This window comes from Chitinimonas lacunae, from assembly GCF_042650885.1.
In the GTDB taxonomy this organism is placed as follows: Bacteria; Pseudomonadota; Gammaproteobacteria; order Burkholderiales; family Chitinimonadaceae; genus Chitinimonas_A; species Chitinimonas_A lacunae.
Genome location: NZ_JBHSBU010000003.1, coordinates 37,756 through 58,216 on the forward strand (window position 1 = coordinate 37,756; position 20,461 = coordinate 58,216).

Below are 20,461 nucleotides of genomic sequence, written 5' to 3' on the forward strand. Positions count from 1 at the left end.
TTTGTTTGCCCATTTACAACTTCGTCGTCGAGCCAGCCAGCGGCATTCAGACAGGTAACAGGGTGTGGGATGAATTGCCCGTTGTCGCGCTGCCAGTCTGAGGTCAGCATCAGGCGCCAGCTTCTGCCAAGCCTTCTGCGCCAGCGCTTTGCCTTTGCGCTTTTGGTAGACCGCCCAGAACGCATCGAGTTATCTATTGTGCGTAGCGTTTTGCGACGGCTGAGCTGTAGTGGTCTAATTTGGCCGGACACCTCGATAGGTGGATGATTCACCAAGCGAGGAGAAATGGATGAGTAAAAAGCGCAGAACGTTCGACGCGGAGTTCAAGCTCCAGGTCGTGAAGATGATCAAGGACGAGGGGCTGAGTGTCGGCCAGGTTTGTCGTGACCTGGACCTTGGTGAGACGGCGGTCCGTCGCTGGCTGGGGCAGTTCGAGGCCGAGTTGTCGGGGCAGCGTGGAATCGGCAAGCCCCTGACGGCGGAGCGGCAGCGCATTCGAGCGCTGGAGGCGGAAGTGAGGCGGCTACGCGAGGACAACGCGCTGTTAAAAAAAGCATCGGCCTTCTTCGCCCGGGAACTGAAGTGATCTACCGGCGCATCGCCCAACTGCAGAAGAAGGCCGGCAACGTGGCGAGGATGTGCGAGGTTCTGGGAGTGAGCCGGTCGGGTTACTACGCGGCTCAACGGCGCAGCGGCCGGAAAACCAAGGTATGCCCAGTCAGCGTCCGGCTGCAGGCGGCCTTTGTCCGTTCAGGGCGTTGCTATGGTAGTCGGCGTTTGCAGGCGACGCTGCGTAGCGAAGGGATCGAGCTGGGCCGCCACCGGGTGCGTCGTCTTATGCGTGCTCACGGGTTGCAGGCCACTTGGAAACGCAAATTCCGTCACACGACGGACAGCCGGCACGGCCTGCCCACGGCGGCCAATGTGCTGGACCGGCATTTCGAACCAGCGGCGCCTAACCAAGCTTGGGCGTCCGACATAACCTATCTACGCACACGCAGCGGCTGGCTCTACTTGGCCGCCGTGATGGACCTCTTCTCGCGCAAGATCGTCGGCTGGGCCATGGCGCCGACGATGCCAGCCGAACTGGTCTGTTCCGCGCTGCAGAGGGCTATCACCCAGCGTTGCCCAGCACCCGGTCTGATCGTGCATTCTGACCGAGGCAGCCAGTATGCCAGCGAGGCTCACCGCCGCCTGCTCGAACGCCATGGCTTGCGCGCGAGCATGAGCCGAAAAGGCAACTGCTGGGATAACGCCGTGATGGAACGCTTCTTCCTGAACCTCAAGATGGAACGGGTCTGGCAGCGTGACTATGCCAACCAGGCTGAGGCTAAACGCGACGTCACCGACTACATCGTCGGCTTCTACAACAGCGTGCGCCGGCACTCGAAACGGGGCTATCTGTCGCCCAACGCTTATGAGCGTAACTGGACAGAAAAACACCCTATCGTCGTGTCCGAAAATACTTGACCACCACAAGCGTAGCGTTTTGCTACGTTCGTAGTGGTCGGCGTAGCGTTTTGCCACGGGGAGAAGTCCCACTTCATCGGGTCGTTGATCGCGACGATTTGACCGTAACCCCCTTTGTGCGCCGTGATGACCTGGGCCTCCACCAGCGCATGAAATGCCTTCGACGCATCGATCGGGGCGGTGGATGCCGGCCAAGTCTGCAAGCTGCTGAATCGTGCAGTCGTCGCCCTCAGCCTTGCCGTAGCTGCATGCATGCCCTGCTGCCTTCGCATCGCAGAAAAAATCTTCCATTTCGCGGCCATGCGTAAAAAGGGGCGGATGCGGTTCCTTGGGTGAAAAGCCCTGAAGATTTGACCCCCCTCCCTTCCACACGGCTTCTGACCGGTCGGTTGCGCCGGCAGTCGTCTGCGTCTCGGTTGCGGCGGATGCTCGACGCTGCGTAGAACTTCGATGTCGTCGGTTTTTCCCGTTGTGGTGGTAGGGGCGCCCGCGTGTGAAATCCGCCTCGTTATGCAAGCGTTGGAGAGGAAGGGCCGCGGAGACGCTGCTTACCCCACCCATAAGGAAGGAGGAAGGAAGAGGAGAAGAGGCAGAAGGCAGGAGTATTAACCTCTGACTTCCTGCTGGACATTGTGGCTGTAAGCCAGCTGTTATGCGGGTTACAGCTGATCTTCCTTGTTTCTCGCAGGAACAGGCGTTACAGGGCGGAAATGTCGAGCACCAGGGCATATCCGGTCTCTTTCAGAATGACCGTTTCCAGTTCGTGCTTGTCCGGTGCCGTTCGACAGGTCAGCCCATCATGCTGAAGCAACACCACCTCGTCGTTAAGCTGCTTCATCAGGACGCTGAGCACCTTGGCCTCGGCGCCTTGAAGAAGGTGGGCCAGGATCTGTTTTGGGTTGGCCGTGTTGCGGATTTCGTTGCCAAAGTCATTGACCAGTACCTGTTTCTTACGTGAGCGTTTTTGGTAAGCGGCGATGGTGACTTGTTTGGCCCGTTTCAAATCCTGCTGTAAGGCGATGACCGGTTCAAAACGCATGACATGTTCTACGGCCTCCTGGCCGATCTGCCGCGAGATTGCCAAGTATTTCTGGTCGATCTTCGCCGAGAGCGTGGCGCCATAGATCAATGCTGTCAGAACGAATTTCGCGTCGTCTTCACTGATCGCTGCGGTGTGTGCCAGGTCGCGACGAACTTGTTTCTTATGGGCAAGGTAGTAACCGATCGCGGGCACCTGCAATCCTTCCCGCGTAGCCATCTGTGCGAGCAGTGTCCAATGGCAGTTCTCGATGTCGAGGTCGAAGAACCCCGTGAACGCGGCACGGCGCACTTCTCCGTAACAAGTCTGCAGATTAAACAGGCCATCTGCGTAAAGCCTGCCGGCTTCACTCTCGACATACCGCGTTGGGATAACAAAACCGGCGGAAGGGGTTTGCCGTGCAATGTCGCGTAGCGCCACCGCTTGGATTTGCACGTTTCTGACGCGATTGGGGGTGTACCAGTAGTCTTGGCGCTGGCGATGCCGGTAGCGAAGATCCTGCCATTTTTCTGCAGCCCATTCGAACCGTGGCGGACAACATCGATGTTTCAGCCACATACTCGCGGCTTCGTCGAAGGCCTGTAGCGCTTCATCATTGATCGGGACGGCGGCGCTGATGAGATGGCGGGGATGCTTGGCGGTTCGGCCTGTTCGGGTTTTCGAGCTGATGCCGTCGGACTGTAGGCGATAAGCCGTGCCATCTGCATTGATGAGGCCTGTCGTTGACTTCTCTGGGGCGGTAGCGTGAGGTTGTCGAGCACGCTGTACATAGTGATCGATCAGCTTCTTGCTGGTGGTGGTCAGCGCCCAGCCTTGTGTTCGCTTCCCAATGATGGCGCGGGTTTTCAGCATGAACCAGTTCAGGGCTGCGTTGATCTCGTTGAACCGCTTGGCGCTGCCGAATATCTCTTGCTTCTGCTCCCAAGGAAACTGAACGAGTCCATTCTCCCCTCGCCGATGATCATTGCGCCGGAGGGCACACCCCCATAACACGGCAGCTAAATAGGCCTTTTCGTGAGAGGCGAGCGTGTTGAACGCAGGGCAGGTCTGCTCAATAAGCTGATCGAAATGACGGCTTCGATAGCCAAGGCCTTCAAGGCCGATCTTTTTGTTATGACGTGGTGTGGTCAATGACTTCTCCTTTGGCGAACTCAGGTTCAGTCAGAGAGGGTAGCAATACGATCTGGCGTTTTGTTCCGAACTGAATTCTGTCTGCTCTGGCCATCTTTTTCTGCCTTCGCGGGTAGCGAAGGTCGTGTCAGGCGTAAGGTGAGTTCCGTAGCTTCCTCTGCCTAGGCGCAATGGTACGCACAGCTCGCCAACACGCACTCACCGCTAGTCACTTATGAAACCAGCACCTGCTTCCTGCCCGTCCTGGGGGGAAAGACGCCGGACAGGGGTTGGATACATCTCAATAACTGCCTATGTCCCACAAACGATCATTGACCATGATGACTTCGATGCTCGCTTGCTACCTGATGCATCAGCCAGTGTACAGCGTAGGGCGTCAGCACCCAGCCATAGAACGCCTGTCGCACCAGTTCGGGTGTCTTGAACGGTAGTGTGCGGCGTCCCTGCTGCAGATGGGGCTTGAGCTGCTCGACCATTGCCTCGACCTGCCAACGCGCGTGATAGTACGCCGCCAGCTCGGCAACTGGAGAGGTCTCGGCCAATGGCAAGGTGATCAGCAGGCGATAGCGGGTCAATTCGCCACTGGGCCTGGCTAGGCTGTACTCGATGACCTGTACCGGGATGCCGTCTACTTTCCGTCGACGTACCTTGTCATCCGGATATAAGCCAAAGTGGTCAGGTCTTGTAGTTTGCAAACCATAGGGACAGACCACGATTTCCCCGGCTTCGAGCCGGTGCCGGATTCCCCCGCCCCGGCTTTTTTGCTGCCTCCGCTGTTCTAGGTCTGTTCTACGAACGCACCTAGAACAGTCGACTCGTAAAATCTATGTGTTTGATAAAAATCCTATTAAATCAATATTTTGGCTGATATTGCGGGAGACCCGCGCCCCTTCATGTCCATCTCATGTCCATCACACATCACGCAACGGCGTTGCGGCTCGTGACACCGCATTGCTACGGACTCAGCGGTGAATGTCACTATGGCTTTATCGTAAATTCACTAGTGATATAAAACAGCCTGCAGTGGTAGGCTACAAGCAGATTTATACTGACATTCATTGTTAACGTAAGCCCAGTCTGCCTATGCGCAAATCTCTACCCATCTCGATCTACGCTGATCCCGCCACCAAGGCCCAGTTGCAGCAATGGGCCGGTGAGCGGCGCATGAACTTGTCGGAATACTGTATGTACCTTATCGCCAAGGGCTTGGCGGCTGACGAGATCACTAAGGGGGTTGAACGCCTCCGCGATGCCTATAGCGCCCCCGCGCTGGATGCTGTGCTGCGTGAACTGCTGGCCATCCGTTATATGGTGGAGCACCACGCCAAGGGCGACATTCGCTTCCCCATCGCCTTAGCTAGCGATGCCAACGCTTATGCCGATAAAGAGCTAGCTAAGCGTCAAGCCGCTGAGTAGGACCGCTAACCATGAATGTCGCACTGGCTGAGCGTTGCGGCCTGCTATCTGCCGCTGTCGCAGCTTTAGTGCGCTTTGCCGCTACCTGCTCGGCAAGCAGTGGCAAACCCGTGAATCTGCCAACTTGGATAAAATGGCTGTTTACTTCGCGCCCACTTACGCCTGGCTGCAACATATGCTGTATCACCTCAAGCCCAGCGGCCGTGCCGGCATCGTACTGGCCAACGGCAGCATGAGTTCCAGCCAGAACAGCGAGGGCGACATCCGCCGCGCCATGGTCGATGCCGACGTGGTGGAAGTGATGGTGGCTTTGCCCGGCCAGCTGTTCTTCAACACGCAGATTCCTGCCTGCCTATGGTTCTTGGCCAAGCAGAAAACCCTCCGCAAGGGCGAAGTGCTGTTCATTGATGCCCGCAAGCTTGGCCGCATGATTAGCCGTGTGCAGGCCGAACTCACCGAAGAGACCATTGATCGTATTGCTGCCACCGTGGCGGCATGGCGGGGCGACAGTGCCGAGGTCTACGCCGACATCCCTGGTTATTGCCGCAGCGTGACGCTGGCCGAGATTGCCGAGCACGGCCACGTCCTTACGCCGGGGCGCTATGTGGGTGTCGAGGAAGTCGAAGACGACGACGAAGCCTTTGCTGACAAGATGCATAAGCTCACCGAGAAGCTGGGCGAGCAGATGGCAAAGGGTGCAGAACTGGACCAGTTGATTCGGCAGAAGCTGAGGGGGCTGGGGTATGAGTTCTGAGTGGCCAATGATGCGTCTGGACCAAATTGCTGAGATAAACCCACCGCGTAAGGTGCGTAAGGGGGACATCGTACCTTTTGTGGAAATGGCCGCGCTTCCTCAATGCTCACGAGACATTGGCGTGGACAGTGTGTTGAGGCGTGAGGCCAAGGGTGCTGGAGCGCACTTTAGAAATGGCGACACGCTACTTGCACGAATTACGCCTTGCCTTGAGAACGGTAAAACAGCACAAGTTAGATGCTTGGATGACTTTGTTGTCGGCGAGGGGTCGACTGAATTCATTGTTCTTTGTGGTAAGAATCCGGCCGAAAACGACTTCATATATTACCTCTGCCGAACTCCTGCTTTCCGGGAGTACGCGATCAGTCGTATGGAAGGCACATCAGGCCGTCAGCGTGTTTCTTGGCAGTCGATTGCCGCATATGAGTTTGCGTCTCCACCACCAAATGAACGAAAAGCTGCTGCAGCAATATTGTCTGGCCTCGATGACCGCATCACTCTCTTGCGCGAAACCAATGCCACGCTGGAAGCCATCGCGCAGGCGCTGTTCAAGTCCTGGTTCGTCGATTTCGACCCCGTCCGAGCCAAGCAGGAAGGCCGTGCGCCTGAAGGCATGGATGAAGCCACCGCTGCGCTGTTTCCCGATCGGTTTGAAGAGTCGGAACCCGTACCACAAGGGTGGCGATTTGACAGTTTGGGGAGTTGGTTGTCGGTACTTGAGACGGGAAGAAGACCAAAGGGTGGTGTTGGTGCTATTGAAGAGGGTATCCCCAGTATCGGGGCGGAAAGCATTACACGAATTGGCCAGTTCGATTACTCAAAGACTAAGTATGTCTCCGAGGAGTTTTTCGAAAAGATGAAATCCGGCGCACTAGAGTCACATGACGTTTTGCTCTACAAGGACGGAGGAAAGCCAGGGGTATTCTTGCCCCGCGTATCGATGTTCGGCGACGGATTTCCATTCGAAACCTGTGGGATTAACGAGCACGTCTTTAGGGTGAGATTGAATCCTCCTTTTAATCAAACGTTCCTCTATCTTTGGTTGTGGAGCGATTCAATCATGCACGAACTCAAGCATCGAGGCGGCAAAGCGGCAATCCCAGGAATCAATCAGGCTGACGTTAAAGAGCAAAGACTGCTGGTGCCAAGCGACAAAGTGCTTAGTAGGTTTGATGAACTCTCGGCGCCCTTGGTTACCAAGATATTTAGCAATGCAAAGCGGATTCAAGCTCTTTCCTCAGTTCGGGATGCGCTCCTCCCACGCCTGATTTCCGGCCAACTCCGCCTGCCCCAGGCCGAAGTGCTCACCGCCTAAAGACACCATGACCGAAGACCAACTCGAACAGGAAGCACTAGGCTGGCTGGCCGAGGTCGGCTACCTCCGTCATTTCGGCCCCGACCTAGCCCCCGATGGCACGAATGCCGAGCGGGCCAATTACCGCGAAGTGCTGCTGGTCGAGCGGCTGCGGGCGGCGATTGCACGGTTGAATCCGCAGGTGCCGCCCATGGCACGAGAAGCTGCGATACAGCAGGTGCGCGACTTGGCCATCCCTGTGCTGCTATCGGCCAACCGGCGCTTCCATCAACTGCTGGTGGCCGGCGTACCGGTCGAATACCAGAAGGATGGCGAGACGCGCGGTGATTTCGTGCGCCTGGTGGACTGGGCCAACCCGATGTCCAACGAATGGCTGGCGGTGAATCAGTTCTCTATTCAGGGCGCGCAGCACACACGCCGGCCGGACATCATCCTGTTCGTCAATGGCCTACCGCTGGTGTTGCTGGAGTTGAAGAACCCGGCCGATGCCAATGCCAACATTTGGAAAGCCTACGAGCAGATTCAGACCTACAAGGCGCAGATTTCGGATGTGTTCCAGTACAACGAGGTACTGGTCATCTCGGATGGCTCGCAGGCACGTCTGGGTTCGCTTTCCAGCAATGCCGAGCGCTTCATGCAGTGGCGTACCATCGATGGCAGTGTGCTCGACCCGCTGGGTGCGTTCAGTGAGCTGGAAACCTTGATTCGTGGCGTACTGGCGCCGCAATACCTGCTCGACTACCTGCGTTTCTTTGTGCTGTTTGAGGATGACGGCCAACTGGTCAAGAAAATCGCCGGCTACCACCAGTTCCACGCGGTACGGGTGGCCATTCAGCATGTGGTGGCGGCCTCCCGCCCCGGTGCCAGTCACAAGGGCGGCGTGGTCTGGCACACGCAAGGCAGCGGCAAGAGCATTACCATGGCCTGCTTTGCGGCGCGCGTGATGCAGGAAGCGGCGATGGAGAACCCGACCATCGTCGTTATCACCGATCGGAATGACCTGGACGGGCAACTGTTTGGCGTGTTCTCCCTGGCGCAAGACCTGCTACGCGAGCAGCCCACACAGGCCACCACGCGGCAGAATTTGCGCACACAGCTGGCCAACCGCCCCTCCGGCGGCATCGTGTTCGCTACCATCCAGAAGTTCATGCCGGGTGAGGATGAAGATACTTTTCCGGTGCTGTCGGACCGGAACAATATCGTCGTTATCGCCGATGAGGCCCATCGCACCCAATATGGTTTTGAAGCGGAATTGAAGGGCAAGCCTGGCCAGGAGAAATATCAGGTCGGCTACGCACAGCATCTGCGCGATGCGCTGCCTAACGCCACCTTCGTGGCTTTTACCGGCACACCGGTCTCGAGCGAGGACCGTGATACCCGCGCCGTGTTTGGCGAGTACATCCACGTCTACGATATGCAGCAGGCCAAGGAGGATGGCGCAACGGTCGCCATCTATTTCGAATCGCGCTTGGCCAAACTCTCCCTCAAAGCCGAAGAGCTGCCCCATATCGACGAGGAAGTTGACGAGCTGGCCGAAGACGAGGAAGACGGCCAGCAGGCTAAGCTCAAAAGCCGCTGGGCTGCCTTGGAGAAGGTCGTCGGCGCCGAGCCACGGGTTGCTGCAGTGGCTGCTGACTTGGTGGCCCACTTCGAGGAGCGCAACAAGGCACAGGACGGCAAGGCCATGGTCGTGACCATGAGCCGCGAGATTTGTGTCCACCTCTACGACGCTATCATCAAGCTGCGCCCGGATTGGCACGATGCAGACCCCGAAAAGGGCGCTATCAAAATCGTCATGACAGGTTCAGCCAGCGACAAGGCGCTGCTGCGGCCGCACATCTACAGTGGCCAGGTGAAGAAGCGTCTTGAAAAGCGCTTCAAAGACCCCGCCGATCCCCTGCGCCTGGTCATCGTCCGTGACATGTGGCTGACCGGCTTCGATGCCCCGTGCGTGCATACGCTGTACGTCGACAAGCCCATGAAGGGCCATAACCTGATGCAGGCCATTGCACGCGTCAACCGCGTGTTTAAGGACAAGCAGGGTGGGCTCGTGGTGGATTACATCGGCATCACCAATGAGCTGAAAAGCGCGCTCAAGGAATACACCGCGAGCAATGGACGTGGCCGCCCCACGGTGGATGCGGCCGAAGCCTATGCCCTGCTGGCGGAGAAGCTCGACATCCTGCGAGGCATGCTCCATGGCTATGACTACAGCGGTTTTCTCACCGGCGGCCACAAGTGCTTGGCCGGCGCAGCCAACCATGTCTTGGGCCTGGACGACGGCAAGAAGCGCTTTGCTGATACGGCACTGATGATGAGTAAGGCCTTTACGCTGTGCTGTACGCTGGAGGATGCCAAGGCGGTTCGCGAGGAGGTCGCCTTCATGCAGGCCGTGAAGGTCATCCTCACCAAGCGCGAGCTGAGCGACAAGAAGAAAACCGACGAGGAACGCGACCACGCTATCCGGCAAATTATCAACTCGGCGGTTGTGTCCGAGAAGGTCGTGGATGTGTTCGAAGCGGTCGGACTCGACAAGCCGAATATCGGCATTCTCGATGAGGCCTTCCTGGCCGAAGTGCGTAATCTGCCTGAGCGCAACCTGGCGGTGGAACTGCTGGAGCGTCTGCTGGAAGGCGAAATCAAAAGTCGTTTTGCCGGCAATGTGGTGCAGGAGAAGAAGTTCTCCGAACTGCTGGCCAGCGTGGTGACCCGCTATCAGAACCGCGCCATCGAGACCGCGCAGGTCATCGAAGAACTCATCGAGATGGCGCAGAAATTCCGCGCTGCCGCCAATCGTGGTGAGCAGCTGGGCCTCACCGAGGATGAAATCCGCTTCTACGACGCGTTGGCCAACAATGAATCCGCCGTGCGCGAGCTCTCAGACGAGACGCTGAAGAAGATTGCCCACGAACTGACCGAGAACCTGCGCAAGCACATGACTGTGGACTGGTCGGCACGCGAGAGCGTGCGCGCCCAGCTGCGCTTGATGGTGAAGCGCATCTTGCGCAAGTACAAATACCCGCCAGATATGCAGGATGGTGCAGTGGAGTTGGTGTTGAAGCAGGCGCAGGCGCTTGGTGAGGCGTGGGCTTGACGCGAGTGTGGTAATAGGTGATATCGAAGCCCTCATACGGATCTTATGATGCCGCCGAGTCGATCACTGCATGAGTGATAGTAGAACCAATACTTGGTAGAGCTGGATCTGCCCTTGCCGTTGTAGTTGCTCGGTCCAGCTCTCGCGATCTCTCCTGGTGGTACTAAACACTTAGTTTGAGAAAGCCACCTCAAACATTTTGCCTAGCTGGCTGACTGAACTGCCACAATTTTTCATAAACATCACAAACCACTGCGCCAGTTCAGCGATGTCGTCAGAGCGGGGTTCGGCATAAAGAAGGAAGAGCACTGCCCGAACACGTTGGAATTCCTTTTTCTGCGGATTACGCATCTCGTCTTTAGCTTGAAGATAACGGATGCACTCAACCCGAGCTTGAGTAAGTTGGGCTTCCGTCGCGCTATTGTTCCAGTAATCGCGCGCTGTCGCTAAGGCACGCTGTGCGACAGGAGGACAATCGTCCTCAATGAAAACTATGGCATCGAGCAGAAAATCAATAAATTTACGGTAAGCGTCAGCTGAATCTAGATGTTGGTAAAGATCTCTATTTTCCCAGGGAGCAGACGTTGCGTTATGAGCAGTTTTCATCGGATCATGTTGTAAGTATAGGGGACGGATTCCAGCAAGAATGCATAACAGGCTCTAGCTTTCGTAAAATTCTTACTTTAAGTTCTTTATAAAAATTCCGAGGCTGTGTAAGTTTTACCAAAAGTTTAATACGCACCGTTAGCGATACTTGAGAGACTGACATGGTCATTCTCTCTTCGGTGATTCGTAAAGATCGCATAGATCAAAATAGTTTAACACTACCGCGCAGCTCCGACACACCGGTTTCTGTGTGCCATGGCCTCGTCCAGTGTTACCGAGATTGAGTGCTTCTGAAGTGCCACCGTTGAGTTTTATACCACGCTTCAACAGTTTATTAATACAACCGATTTCAGCACAATGGCCGTGCCAAGGTTCGCGTTCTGACTCAGGCACTGAGTCTAGCGCTTTACGTAATTCTGGATGGAGCTTACCGTGTGAGCTGCGGCTGAAGTCGATCTGACGGTACTTGTTGACTTTAATTTCGGCAATAACCTTGTGATCTTTGCCGGCACATTGCGCCTGATCGGCTGCACGTTGGAGTGGAGTCTTTCGATTTAAACCTAGCGGATCGATCCACCCAGTGGGCGAAGGGGGGCGAATTCAATTGACTCTGTTGCATAACCCAATCTCAAACTGAGCCCCCCAACCCCAGATGGATTTCAGGCGTGAGCCACGGTTTTGGGCATGCCGAGCTGGACGAAGCGGTTCAAGATCGCGCAGCGCACATGGACTTCCGCGACCTGCCGTTTCGGCCGGCGGGACAGCAGCCGTTCGCCGAGCCGCTTGAAGCGATGCATCGCGGTTTCCACCAAGCTGCGCCGATGGTAGCCACTCCAGTGCTTCCCGATCACCCGCCCCAGCCGCTTGATCGCCGCCAGCTTGTCGTTGCGGCTCGTGGCCCAAGCGGCATGTTCCCGCCAAGGCTTGCCGTCCCGTCGCGGCGGCACCAGCAATTCAGCACCTCGTGCGTACACAGCGCGATAGACGCGCCGGCTGTCGTAGGCGCCGTCGCCGCCCACGCTGCTGAGCACCGTCTCGGGCGGCAGTTGCGACAGCAGTTCCTCGATCTGCGGACCGTCCGCCTGGCGTTGGTCGGTCACTTCCACCGCTTGAATTTCCTGCGTTTGTGCGTCGATCGCCAGATGTACCTTGCGCCAGCCGCGTCGATACTCGGGCCCATGCTGCTTGACCTTCCATTCGCCTTCGCCGTGAATCTTGATGCCGGTACTGTCTACCAACAGATGTAAGGGTTCTGGGCTGCGGCGCACCGGAATCTGCACCGACAAGCTCGCCTGGCGCCGACTGACCGTGCTGAAGCAGGGCACCACCCAATCCAAGGCCATCAGCCGCACCAGGCTGCAGGTGAGCCCACGAACTTGCCGCAAACCCTGCTGGAACAAGACCTTCAGCGTCAGCATGATCTGGATGGCCTGATCGCGGTACTGGGTCGGCGCGCCAACCTGGCCTTCACGCTCGTTGCCGTGCCACCCCACGTCCGGCGAGAACCAGATCGTCAGATCGCCTCGCGCTTGCAGGCTGCGGTTGTACTCAGACCAGTTCGTCGTGCGGTAGCGGGGCTTCGGCGGTTTCATCCGACTAGCTTACAACCCGCGTCAAGTCTGGCAGGGCGGGGTTATGCAACAAAGCCACGCAAGATCGTCCTCAACCTCACCCGTTCCGATAACTCGGATTCTTTTAAAGGCGGGCCCAGCAAGAAACGCAAGCGCGCCGCTTGGGACGACGATATCCGCTCAACGATGCTTGGACTTATCCCTTTATGACATCCGAGTGCAATTGCCCTGGGGTTAGATCAAGGTGTGGCGCTGGTCGCAGCCATAGTTCATAACAGGCTCTAAGCTGTTTGAACAAAAAACAGTCCGTTATTATTGCTTTCATCCAGAAACAGGTAACCGACCGCATCAGAAAGATCAAAAATACCTTCTAGTGCTTGAGGCAGCCTTCCTGCATATATTTGACAAACAAATCTTAGTCCACTCAATTCCATATTTTTATTTTGTGTCATACGTGGTTTCTCTTCAGAGAAGAAAGAAAGGAGAGGAACACAACCCTCCTCAATCGACTTTGGAAAAACTTTTATAGCGGATTCTGCAATAGGGTACTCTGACAAATTGATTTCTTTTGCCATTGGTCTATGTAGAACAACCTTGGTGTATCCTGCCTTTATGTCCAATAGCTCTTGTGGGTCTCCACTATATGTAATTTTGTCAATAAAATAATCTTTAGGTAGGTAAGTAGAAAAAACTGACAGGAAGTATTCCTCTGGCAACGAAGTATTAATGATTTTGTTGAGCCATTTACAGGGTAGAGAAAGAATCAGTGTGAGATTGTCTCCGTCAGGATTCTTAGGCCAATCGCTCTCCGCAATTAAGGCCCCTCCACCTAGCTTCGCCTCAAAACAACTAGTTTGAGCATCTAATACTATTTCTTGAATTTGCATGATTTCCTCTTTCTAGTTAAGGGGTGGCGGTCGGCGTAGCTGGTGTGTTACAAGCTTTTTTGGATTTTTTCAAGTCTCGATAAAAACGTTCGGCTTGTTTTCTTAATTTCTTAACACGACTAGCCGGTACACCGGCTTTTCTTAGGCCCCCAGCCGTAATGTCTAGCTCTCTTTTTATGGAGGTGGCAAATTGATTCTTATCTAACTGATAATGGTCTCGGCGAATCTCTTTTTCGTGCCAATGTGCTCCACCGATCCCTCTGGTGTCTTTTTCTGGGCCTCTTGTGTGGTGATCAAGGTCTAGTGCAATAGATGGGTTGTCTGACATACGACAATCTCCCACAGCAAATCCTTGCGTCTCAAGAAATTTGTGCCGAATTAATTCATGCGCCTGTAAGTCATCGCCCACGTGGTCTGAACCATTGAGGCCACCATAAGTACCTAATTGGAATAACTTTGCCAATCCAATTGGATCTATCCAGATATTTGGGTTGGGGGCGTATTGATAAAAGTTATACCCACCCTTTAGCCCAATGGGGTCTGAGGTAACGAAGAGCCCAGTTTCTGGAGAGAAGTAACGATGTCTATTGTAATGGAATCCAGTTTCTTGGTCTGAGTATTGACCTTGAAACCTAAACGGCTGCTCAATCCCTTCAAGTGCGGCTAACCGGGCTATTTCTCCCCACGCCTTATAATCCGCCGCCCATACCAACCGCCCCTGCGGGTCAGTCATATCATAGGGCGTGCCCAGATGATCGCAATGGACATGAAACACCTGCAGACGATAAGACTGAGCTGGGCTAAGTTCTGGCTCCGGATCAATCTGTTTTAGCTCTTCCTGTTGACCCAATAGAAGCTTCTGCCAACGATGATTGGGGTCCGCCACCACAGGCAGTGGCGTCGGTTGATGGCCCGCCACCACCTCACGTGGCAACACCGGTTTGACCGGCTGCGGACCATACCGCTCGACGATCTGCGCGACCGGAACAAAGCTCTCCGGCTCGAAGACGTGGGTTTTCACCGTCAACCCCGCCTCATCCGGAATCAACTCCTGCAAGGGCACATCGTCACTCCAGACGAAGTAGCGGGTTTCCGTCTCGTCCTGCTTCACCACCCGCCGCCCGAACGGATCATAGGCGTACTGGGTGATCTGGCTACCCTGTTCCCGAATCCGTTCGCTTTGGATCAACCGATCCTGGTCGTCCCACGTGAGCTTGAGTACGTCCCCAGGCTTACGCTTTTCCACTACCCGACCCGCCGCGTCATACACATAGACGGTGTCGCCCATCACTTTGACGCGATTGTCGAGGTAACGGCCCAGCACCCCCGTTTCTTCCTGGCGTTTTCTCGTCTGCGCCGCCTGCCAAGTCGCTGGGTCAGGCAGCGGATGCGTCACCGGGTTCCAGTCCGGATCGTTGAGTGCCTCGTTGAGCAGATGGCGCTGGATCAGCCGTTCAGGCAGCGTTTCGGCCTGGGCCCGCTCAGCATCATAACGACGGCTCGCCGCCAGATCGATGCGGTTATGCGCCGGGTCGAAAGCGAAACGTTCGTCGTGATGGGGAGAGACCGCTCGCAGTAAGCGTCCCAGCCGGTCGTATTCGTAGTGGGTCGTGCCGCGACGACTGTCGCTGCGGCTGAGCAACTCGCCGGCACCGTTCCATTGGTAGTGGCGGTCGATCACCGCCAAGCCGTCCAACACGCCAACTTGGCTGGTCAGTCGCCCGGCCACATCGTAGGTCATGGTCGTGGTCAGCCGGCCTTGGCGGCGGGCGATGGGGCGGTGCAGGGCGTCGCGTTCGACCGCGCACAGGCTTTCGCCATCGAGCAGCAAATCATGCCAGCGCCCTGGCCCGCTGTAGAGCACGCCCAGCTTGCGGCCCTGCGGCGTGGTGGTTTCGATCCGTTGGCCGAAGCCGTCGTAGCGGTGGGTGATGGTGAAACTTTGCCCGGCCACCGTCAGCGTTTCCGCCGTCAATTCGCCGCGTGGGCCGTAACCGAACACCAGGCGGCTGACTGTATTGCGCGCCGAGGTGATGCGCCCCAAACGGTCGTAGTCGAAACGCACCCGGTCGTCGTTGCTGAACTGCTCGACCACCCGCCCCGCTGCATCGCGGACGTAGGCCACGCTGCCTGAAGCACCATCGCGGCGGATCAATTCACCGGCGCGATTGTAGGTGTAGCGCGTTACCAAGCCATCGAAGCCGGTTTCCCTGATGAGGTTGCTGGCTTGATCGTAGTCGAAGCGATACGCGGCGCCGTTCTGGTTCACCAGCCGCGACAAGCGCCCCAGCCGGTCGTAGTGATAGCCCAGCCGGCTGCCATCGGGCTCTATCCGCTCCACAGGCTGGCCGTCCGAACGCAAGTGGTAGCGGGTGGTCCGCCCCAGTGGATCGCGGTACTCGGTCAATCGGCCCAGCAGGTCGTAGGACAGCTTCTCTTGCGCGCCGTCGGGGTATTGGACGCGATGCAGTCGCCCCATCCGGTCGTGCTGATAACGGGTGACCTGGCCGAGCGCGTTGGTGACGGCGGCGAGTTGGCCAACGCTGTCGTAGTCGTAGCGGGTGATTTGGCCCGAGCAGTCGCGATGGACCAGCGGCCGGCCTTCCGCATCCCAGGCGAGCTGGGTCACGCCGCCGCGCGGGTCGATGATCCGTTCGGGCAGACCTTGGGCGTTGGATTCGTAGCGCGTCACGGCGCCGGCGGCGTCCCGGACGAAGGCCAGATTGCCGCGCGCGTCGTAGTCGAATTCGGTGGTGTTGCCCTCCGCATCGACCACGGCAATCGGCTCGCCAAAGACCGGGTGGTAGCGGATATAGGTCGCCGCCCCGGTCGCATCCTCCATCAGGATGGGCCGACCCAGGCCATCGAGCACTTGGCTGGTCTTGCGGCCCAGGGGGTCGACCGTGGCGGTCGGGCGCATAAAGCCGTCGAGCTGGAAGTCGGTCTTGGCACCGTCAGGTTCGGTGGTGCCGGTCCAGCGCCTTGCCGCGTTGAAGTGGTAGGTGGTCTTGGCGCCGTCGAGGTTCGTCACGACCGTGTGGTCGTCGCGGTACGCGAAATCAAGCTGCTGACCTTCGCTGGAGCGATAGCGCAGCACTTTGCCCTTAGGCGTGTACTGGTCGTAGACGTACTGATGCTCGACTTCGGCCGCCGTCGCATACGCCGTCAGCAGATGGTTTTTATAGCGGTAGCGATGCGGCGTCACCCCGTCGGCGTTGGTCGCGCTCAGCAGATCGCCATGGACGGGATCGAAGGTGTAGTGGACCCAGGGAATCGGTTCGCCGTCCTGCGGCAGCTCGAACACCGCGCCCAGCCGCGTGCCTTGGGCCGTCGGCACCAGGTCGAAGCGGTAACGGCGCGTCGCCGTATGCAGCTCGCGCGGCAAGCCGGTCAGTGGCTCGCGCAGGATATCGATGCGGTTGCCGTTGCGGTCGAACAAGGCAGAGAGCGGGTGGCGATAGCCGTCGGGCAAACCGACAAACAGCGCGGTCAGTCCTTCTGGCGTCACCAGACGCCAACTGACTTCACTGTCGCGATGCAGCGTCAGTTGCTCGAACGGCTGGAAGGTCTGGCCGCCGACGGCCAATTCGGCGAAACGGATTTCGCGCCCAAACTGGTCGATCAGCATTGGCGCGTTGCGCTGAACGCGCAGCTCCAGCTCGATCATCAAACGCCAACCTTGCCCTAACAGACCTATCTCTGGGTTATTCGAGGCATAGTTACGCTGCCAGGCGAATGACAGAGTGCCCGGAAGATTAAAATCCACCGTCCGATCATCGGCAAAAACCTTACAACCAAGTACGGGGTTAACAGGCGAGTCTGTTGTCGGGCAACTCGGACAGGCGGTGCCGGCGTCAGCATGGCCCTGATTGGAATCATCCCGATTCTTCCGCTTGACCTGCTCGAGCTTTTTCTTGACCCAGTCCTTCCCCTGCCGTGCCCCCTTCTGAACGCGTTCGGCCGTCTTGCTCAGGTGGGCCAGCGGATTCTTGAACTTGCCCATCGCCCCGGCCATCTTGCCGGCCTTGCTCGACAGTCGCAGCGCTTTGATGGAAACCGCCAGCGGCCCCGCCGCGCCGGCCGTCGCGGCCGTGACCGCGGCCAGCGCCGCGGTTTCGGCCACCTCCCCCGTCAGATTGCCGAGCATCCCGCCCAGCATCTTGCCCAGGCTATCCTTGCTGTTGATCAGGTCCTCGAGCAGCGATTTGGCTTTACAGGCAATCTCATTGAGCAGCTCCAACAACCAGTCGAGAATCGCTTCCTTGATCTGCTCGGGACTCAGTTCCTTTAAGGCATCGTAAATCTGACCCGCCTGCTGTGCCGCGGCTTTGGCTGACTGATACGCCCCCTGCGCAGCATCAGCGAGCTTGCCGGGCATTTTCCGCACCGAATCCCACAACCCGCCCCAGAAACCGGGGCTTTGCAGATTGTCCAGAATCTGGGCATAGCCGTCGGCAATCGCATCCATCTCGGCTTTGAAGCCGCCGACCATCTCGCGCAGAAACTTGTCTTTGTCCTGGAGTTCCTTCTCCAGCTTGGCCATCAGCTTTTTGAGCACGTCCTCCAAGTCACCCAGGCAATCCACGCCATCGCCCGACAGCACGCCGCAGTTGATCGCGGCGGGAATGCCGGGACCGTTGCCCTTGGGAAGGTACAGGCCGTAGTGACCATGGAAACAGACGAAGCGCTTATCCGAGCGCTCGCTTTCGCTCCACTCGCCCGGCAAAAAGACATCCCCCTTGGGCGTGCCCAGGCAGACCGTGTCTTGCACAATGGTGGCGTAGCTGTTGCCCTGAACGTTCTTGGCGACCTTCTCCGAAGCCTCGAACGTCACCGCCGGGACGGTGGGCAGCCGACGTTGACTGTAGTGGTCGTCTGCGCGAAACAGCGGCCCCAACACGACCGCGAAATGCTCTTTGCGCCTTTCGGCTTTGATGGAATGACCCATAACAATTCCCGACTCAGGCGTTCTCGGCGCGCGAGGCGGCGAGGAGATCAATCGTGTCCAGCACCGCGATTTCTTCGAGCTGCTCGTCGAACGGTATCGCGGTATACCAGCGCAGACTCAAGGTTCGGGCGTCGAGATCGACCTGGACCGTGTCGAGGTCGAGTAGCTGGGTCTCGCGGAGGGTATCGGTCCACTTGAGAATCGCGCGCATGCGGTACTGCGGTAGCTTCAACCGCACCTCGCCGTTAGGGGTGAAGCCAATCAGCCGCAGCACTTCGCCGCCTTGCAGATACGGCACCGCACGCTGGTCGAGCGGCGCGCTTTGCCAGAAGTCGAGTTGGAAATCGTCGGGAGGCGTAGGGTCATCCGTAGGCGTTCCCGCGAACTGGCATCGATCAGAAAAAAAATCCGCCAGAGGGCTGCAAGATACAGAACGGGCTATTTTAGAAATGGATTGTATTGGGTTATCTGGAGATTCGATCTGCGCGGCAGGATGCGCTTGATCGCGCGGGGGTTCCGCCTCGCCCCAAAACCCGCGTCCCAAGGGATTGGCCTCAAAGACCTGCCGACCCGTTGCGGTCTCCACCAAACCGCCATAGGCGAGTTCAAAGCACAGCGGCACGGCTTCGGTCGGCTCGGGTGCATCGAGCTTCCAGCCGCCCGTGAGGCGCCAGCGCCAGGCGCGCGGGCCGGTCAGCCGCAGCACTTTCTTGATCGGACCGACTTCGAGTGCCGCGAGCCACGCCGGCACAGGCTTATCGTCACGCGGCCGGGCTTTGCCGACGACCGTGACGTCGGTAGCCGGTTTGCGTGGCGTCAGATCGCTCTGCACGCGCAAGCTGCTGCGGTACGGTTCCCCTTCGAACTGGTCTTGCAATACCCAGTCGGGTTGGCGCGGCAGCAGCGTCAGATGGCCTTCGTCGTCCCACTGGTACACCGCCTTGATCACCAGGCAGTGTGACGGCTCGTCAGGACGATAATGATGTTCATAGGCAAGCAAAGGAAGACGGCTATAGCCGACGATGCGTGTCATGGTCGGGGCCGCCTGTTAGTTGAGGTCGATCAGTTTGCTGTCGACATCGACGACTTCGCTGCCCTCGATCTTGATGCTGACGCCTTGCAACGTGATCGTGCCATCGGCGTCGAGCGTGATCTTGGACTTGCCGCAGACGAGCACCATGGCTTCGCCAGCTTTGTGGGTCATCTGTTCGCCGGCCGTGAGACGCATCATCTTTCCGGCTTCCATATTGAACATCTTGCCGACGTTGACGCCCTTGGTCTGGCCGACCTGCTCGTTTGAGGTATTGCCGACGACGGTGTTCATGGTCGCGCCGACGTTGAGGCTGTAAGCCACGCCGATATTGGTCATCTGGGCGATGCCGACGTTTTTCATCGAGACCATGCCGATGGTTTCCGTCTTCATCAGCCCGATGTTGATGTTCTGGTTGCGGCGAATTTTCATCTTTTCGCTCGCCTTGACCGTCTTGGTACGGTTGCTGCCGATCGTGATGGTTTCGTTCCGACCGACGTCCTCGGTGCGGTTCTGGCCGATCGTGATCTTTTCGTTCTTGCCGACATCTTCGGTGCGGTTGTCGCCGATCGAAATCGTCTCGTTATGGTCCACCCGCTCTTTGCGGTGGTTGTGAATGGTGATCGTTTCGTCGCGATCCACGGTTTCGGTGCGGTCGCGTTTGACGTGGACGGTTTCGTCTCGATCAATCGTCTTGGTGCGATCACGACCGACCCAATGCGTCTCGTCGTTCTCGACCTCGATATCCTGGTTCTTCTCGGCGTGAATCCAGAGTTGCTCTTCGCCCTTCTTGTCTTCAAAGCGGATCGCGTTGGCGTTGTCGTAACCGCCTTTGGGCGTGGAACGCGTCAGGATGCCGGTCTGCGTTTTGTTGGCGGGCAGGTTCCACGGTGGCATGGACAAGGCGTTGTAGACCCGGCCGATCACGAGCGGGGTGTCCGGGTTGCCGTCGAGGAACTGCACCACGACTTCCTGGCCGATCCGGGGATGCGCCACCATGCCGAAGTTCACCCCGGCCCACGGTTGCGCGACCCGAATCCAGCACGAGCTTTTGTCGTCCTTCTTGCCGTAGCGGTCCCAGTGGAACTGCACCTTGATACGGCCATGCTCGTCGATCCAGATCTCTTCGCCCGGTGGCCCCACCACCACGGCGGTTTGCGGGCCCGGAATGAGAGGGCGCGGTGTTGTCCGAGGTGGACG

The 20,461-nt window shown here is 57.7% G+C and carries 13 protein-coding genes; 5 read left to right on the plus strand and 8 right to left on the minus strand.

Translation table 11 applies throughout. From position 1 onward, the window contains the following. The first annotated feature begins 289 nt into the window (after positions 1 to 289). A protein-coding gene (locus ACFOW7_RS21555) for an IS3 family transposase (protein WP_378168597.1) occupies positions 290 to 1,470 on the plus strand; the annotation gives its coding sequence in 2 pieces (ribosomal slippage) (positions 290 to 557 and positions 557 to 1,470; 1,182 coding nt in all). A gap of 697 nt (positions 1,471 to 2,167) precedes the next feature. Here the strand turns inward: ACFOW7_RS21555 and ACFOW7_RS21560 are convergent. Both ACFOW7_RS21560 and ACFOW7_RS21565 read right to left on the minus strand, forming a co-directional pair. Then, positions 2,168 to 3,640 carry a hypothetical protein gene (locus ACFOW7_RS21560; RefSeq protein ID WP_378168599.1) on the minus strand — a complete coding sequence of 491 codons (1,473 nt, stop codon included), beginning with the start codon at positions 3,638 to 3,640 and terminating at the stop codon, positions 2,168 to 2,170. Between the two features lie 308 nt (positions 3,641 to 3,948). Beyond that, entirely contained in the window at positions 3,949 to 4,215 is a 267-nt protein-coding gene (locus ACFOW7_RS21565) for a hypothetical protein (protein WP_378168601.1), read from the minus strand. A gap of 508 nt (positions 4,216 to 4,723) precedes the next feature. Between ACFOW7_RS21565 and ACFOW7_RS21570 the strand changes: the two genes are divergently transcribed. The 4 genes from ACFOW7_RS21570 (at position 4,724) to ACFOW7_RS21585 (ending at position 10,219) form a co-directional block, all read left to right on the plus strand. Further along, on the plus strand, positions 4,724 to 5,056 hold the full coding sequence (locus ACFOW7_RS21570; protein ID WP_378168603.1) for a hypothetical protein: 333 nt from the start codon (positions 4,724 to 4,726) through the stop codon (positions 5,054 to 5,056). Positions 5,057 to 5,189: 133 nt separating this feature from the next. Continuing rightward, positions 5,190 to 5,810, plus strand: coding sequence for an N-6 DNA methylase (locus ACFOW7_RS21575; RefSeq protein ID WP_378168605.1), 621 nt, complete (start codon positions 5,190 to 5,192; stop codon positions 5,808 to 5,810). 7 nt (positions 5,811 to 5,817) lie between these two features. After that, positions 5,818 to 7,125, plus strand: coding sequence for a restriction endonuclease subunit S (locus ACFOW7_RS21580; protein ID WP_378168607.1), 1,308 nt, complete (start codon positions 5,818 to 5,820; stop codon positions 7,123 to 7,125). A gap of 7 nt (positions 7,126 to 7,132) precedes the next feature. After that, positions 7,133 to 10,219, plus strand: coding sequence for a type I restriction endonuclease subunit R (locus ACFOW7_RS21585; protein WP_378168609.1), 3,087 nt, complete (start codon positions 7,133 to 7,135; stop codon positions 10,217 to 10,219). Between the two features lie 171 nt (positions 10,220 to 10,390). On the opposite strand, the gene ACFOW7_RS21590 is transcribed toward ACFOW7_RS21585, so the two are convergent. From ACFOW7_RS21590 to ACFOW7_RS21615, 6 genes are all read right to left on the minus strand, one after another. Continuing rightward, positions 10,391 to 10,825: a hypothetical protein gene (locus ACFOW7_RS21590; protein ID WP_378168611.1), complete on the minus strand. Its 435-nt coding sequence runs from the start codon at positions 10,823 to 10,825 to the stop codon at positions 10,391 to 10,393. Positions 10,826 to 11,484: 659 nt separating this feature from the next. Beyond that, positions 11,485 to 12,417, minus strand: coding sequence for an IS5 family transposase (locus tag ACFOW7_RS21595; protein ID WP_378168613.1), 933 nt, complete (start codon positions 12,415 to 12,417; stop codon positions 11,485 to 11,487). A gap of 260 nt (positions 12,418 to 12,677) precedes the next feature. Beyond that, on the minus strand, positions 12,678 to 13,283 hold the full coding sequence (locus ACFOW7_RS21600) for a hypothetical protein (protein ID WP_378168616.1): 606 nt from the start codon (positions 13,281 to 13,283) through the stop codon (positions 12,678 to 12,680). Between the two features lie 16 nt (positions 13,284 to 13,299). Further along, a complete protein-coding gene (locus tag ACFOW7_RS21605) occupies positions 13,300 to 18,231 on the minus strand; it encodes an RHS repeat-associated core domain-containing protein (protein WP_378168618.1) in 4,932 nt (1,643 codons plus the stop codon). 13 nt (positions 18,232 to 18,244) lie between these two features. Then, positions 18,245 to 19,264 (minus strand): DUF2169 family type VI secretion system accessory protein, encoded by a 1,020-nt coding sequence (locus ACFOW7_RS21610; protein WP_378168620.1) that lies wholly within the window; start codon positions 19,262 to 19,264, stop codon positions 18,245 to 18,247. A gap of 15 nt (positions 19,265 to 19,279) precedes the next feature. Continuing rightward, positions 19,280 to 20,461, minus strand: a 1,182-nt coding sequence (locus ACFOW7_RS21615) for a type VI secretion system Vgr family protein (protein ID WP_378168622.1), incomplete at its 5' end; no start/stop codon positions are given.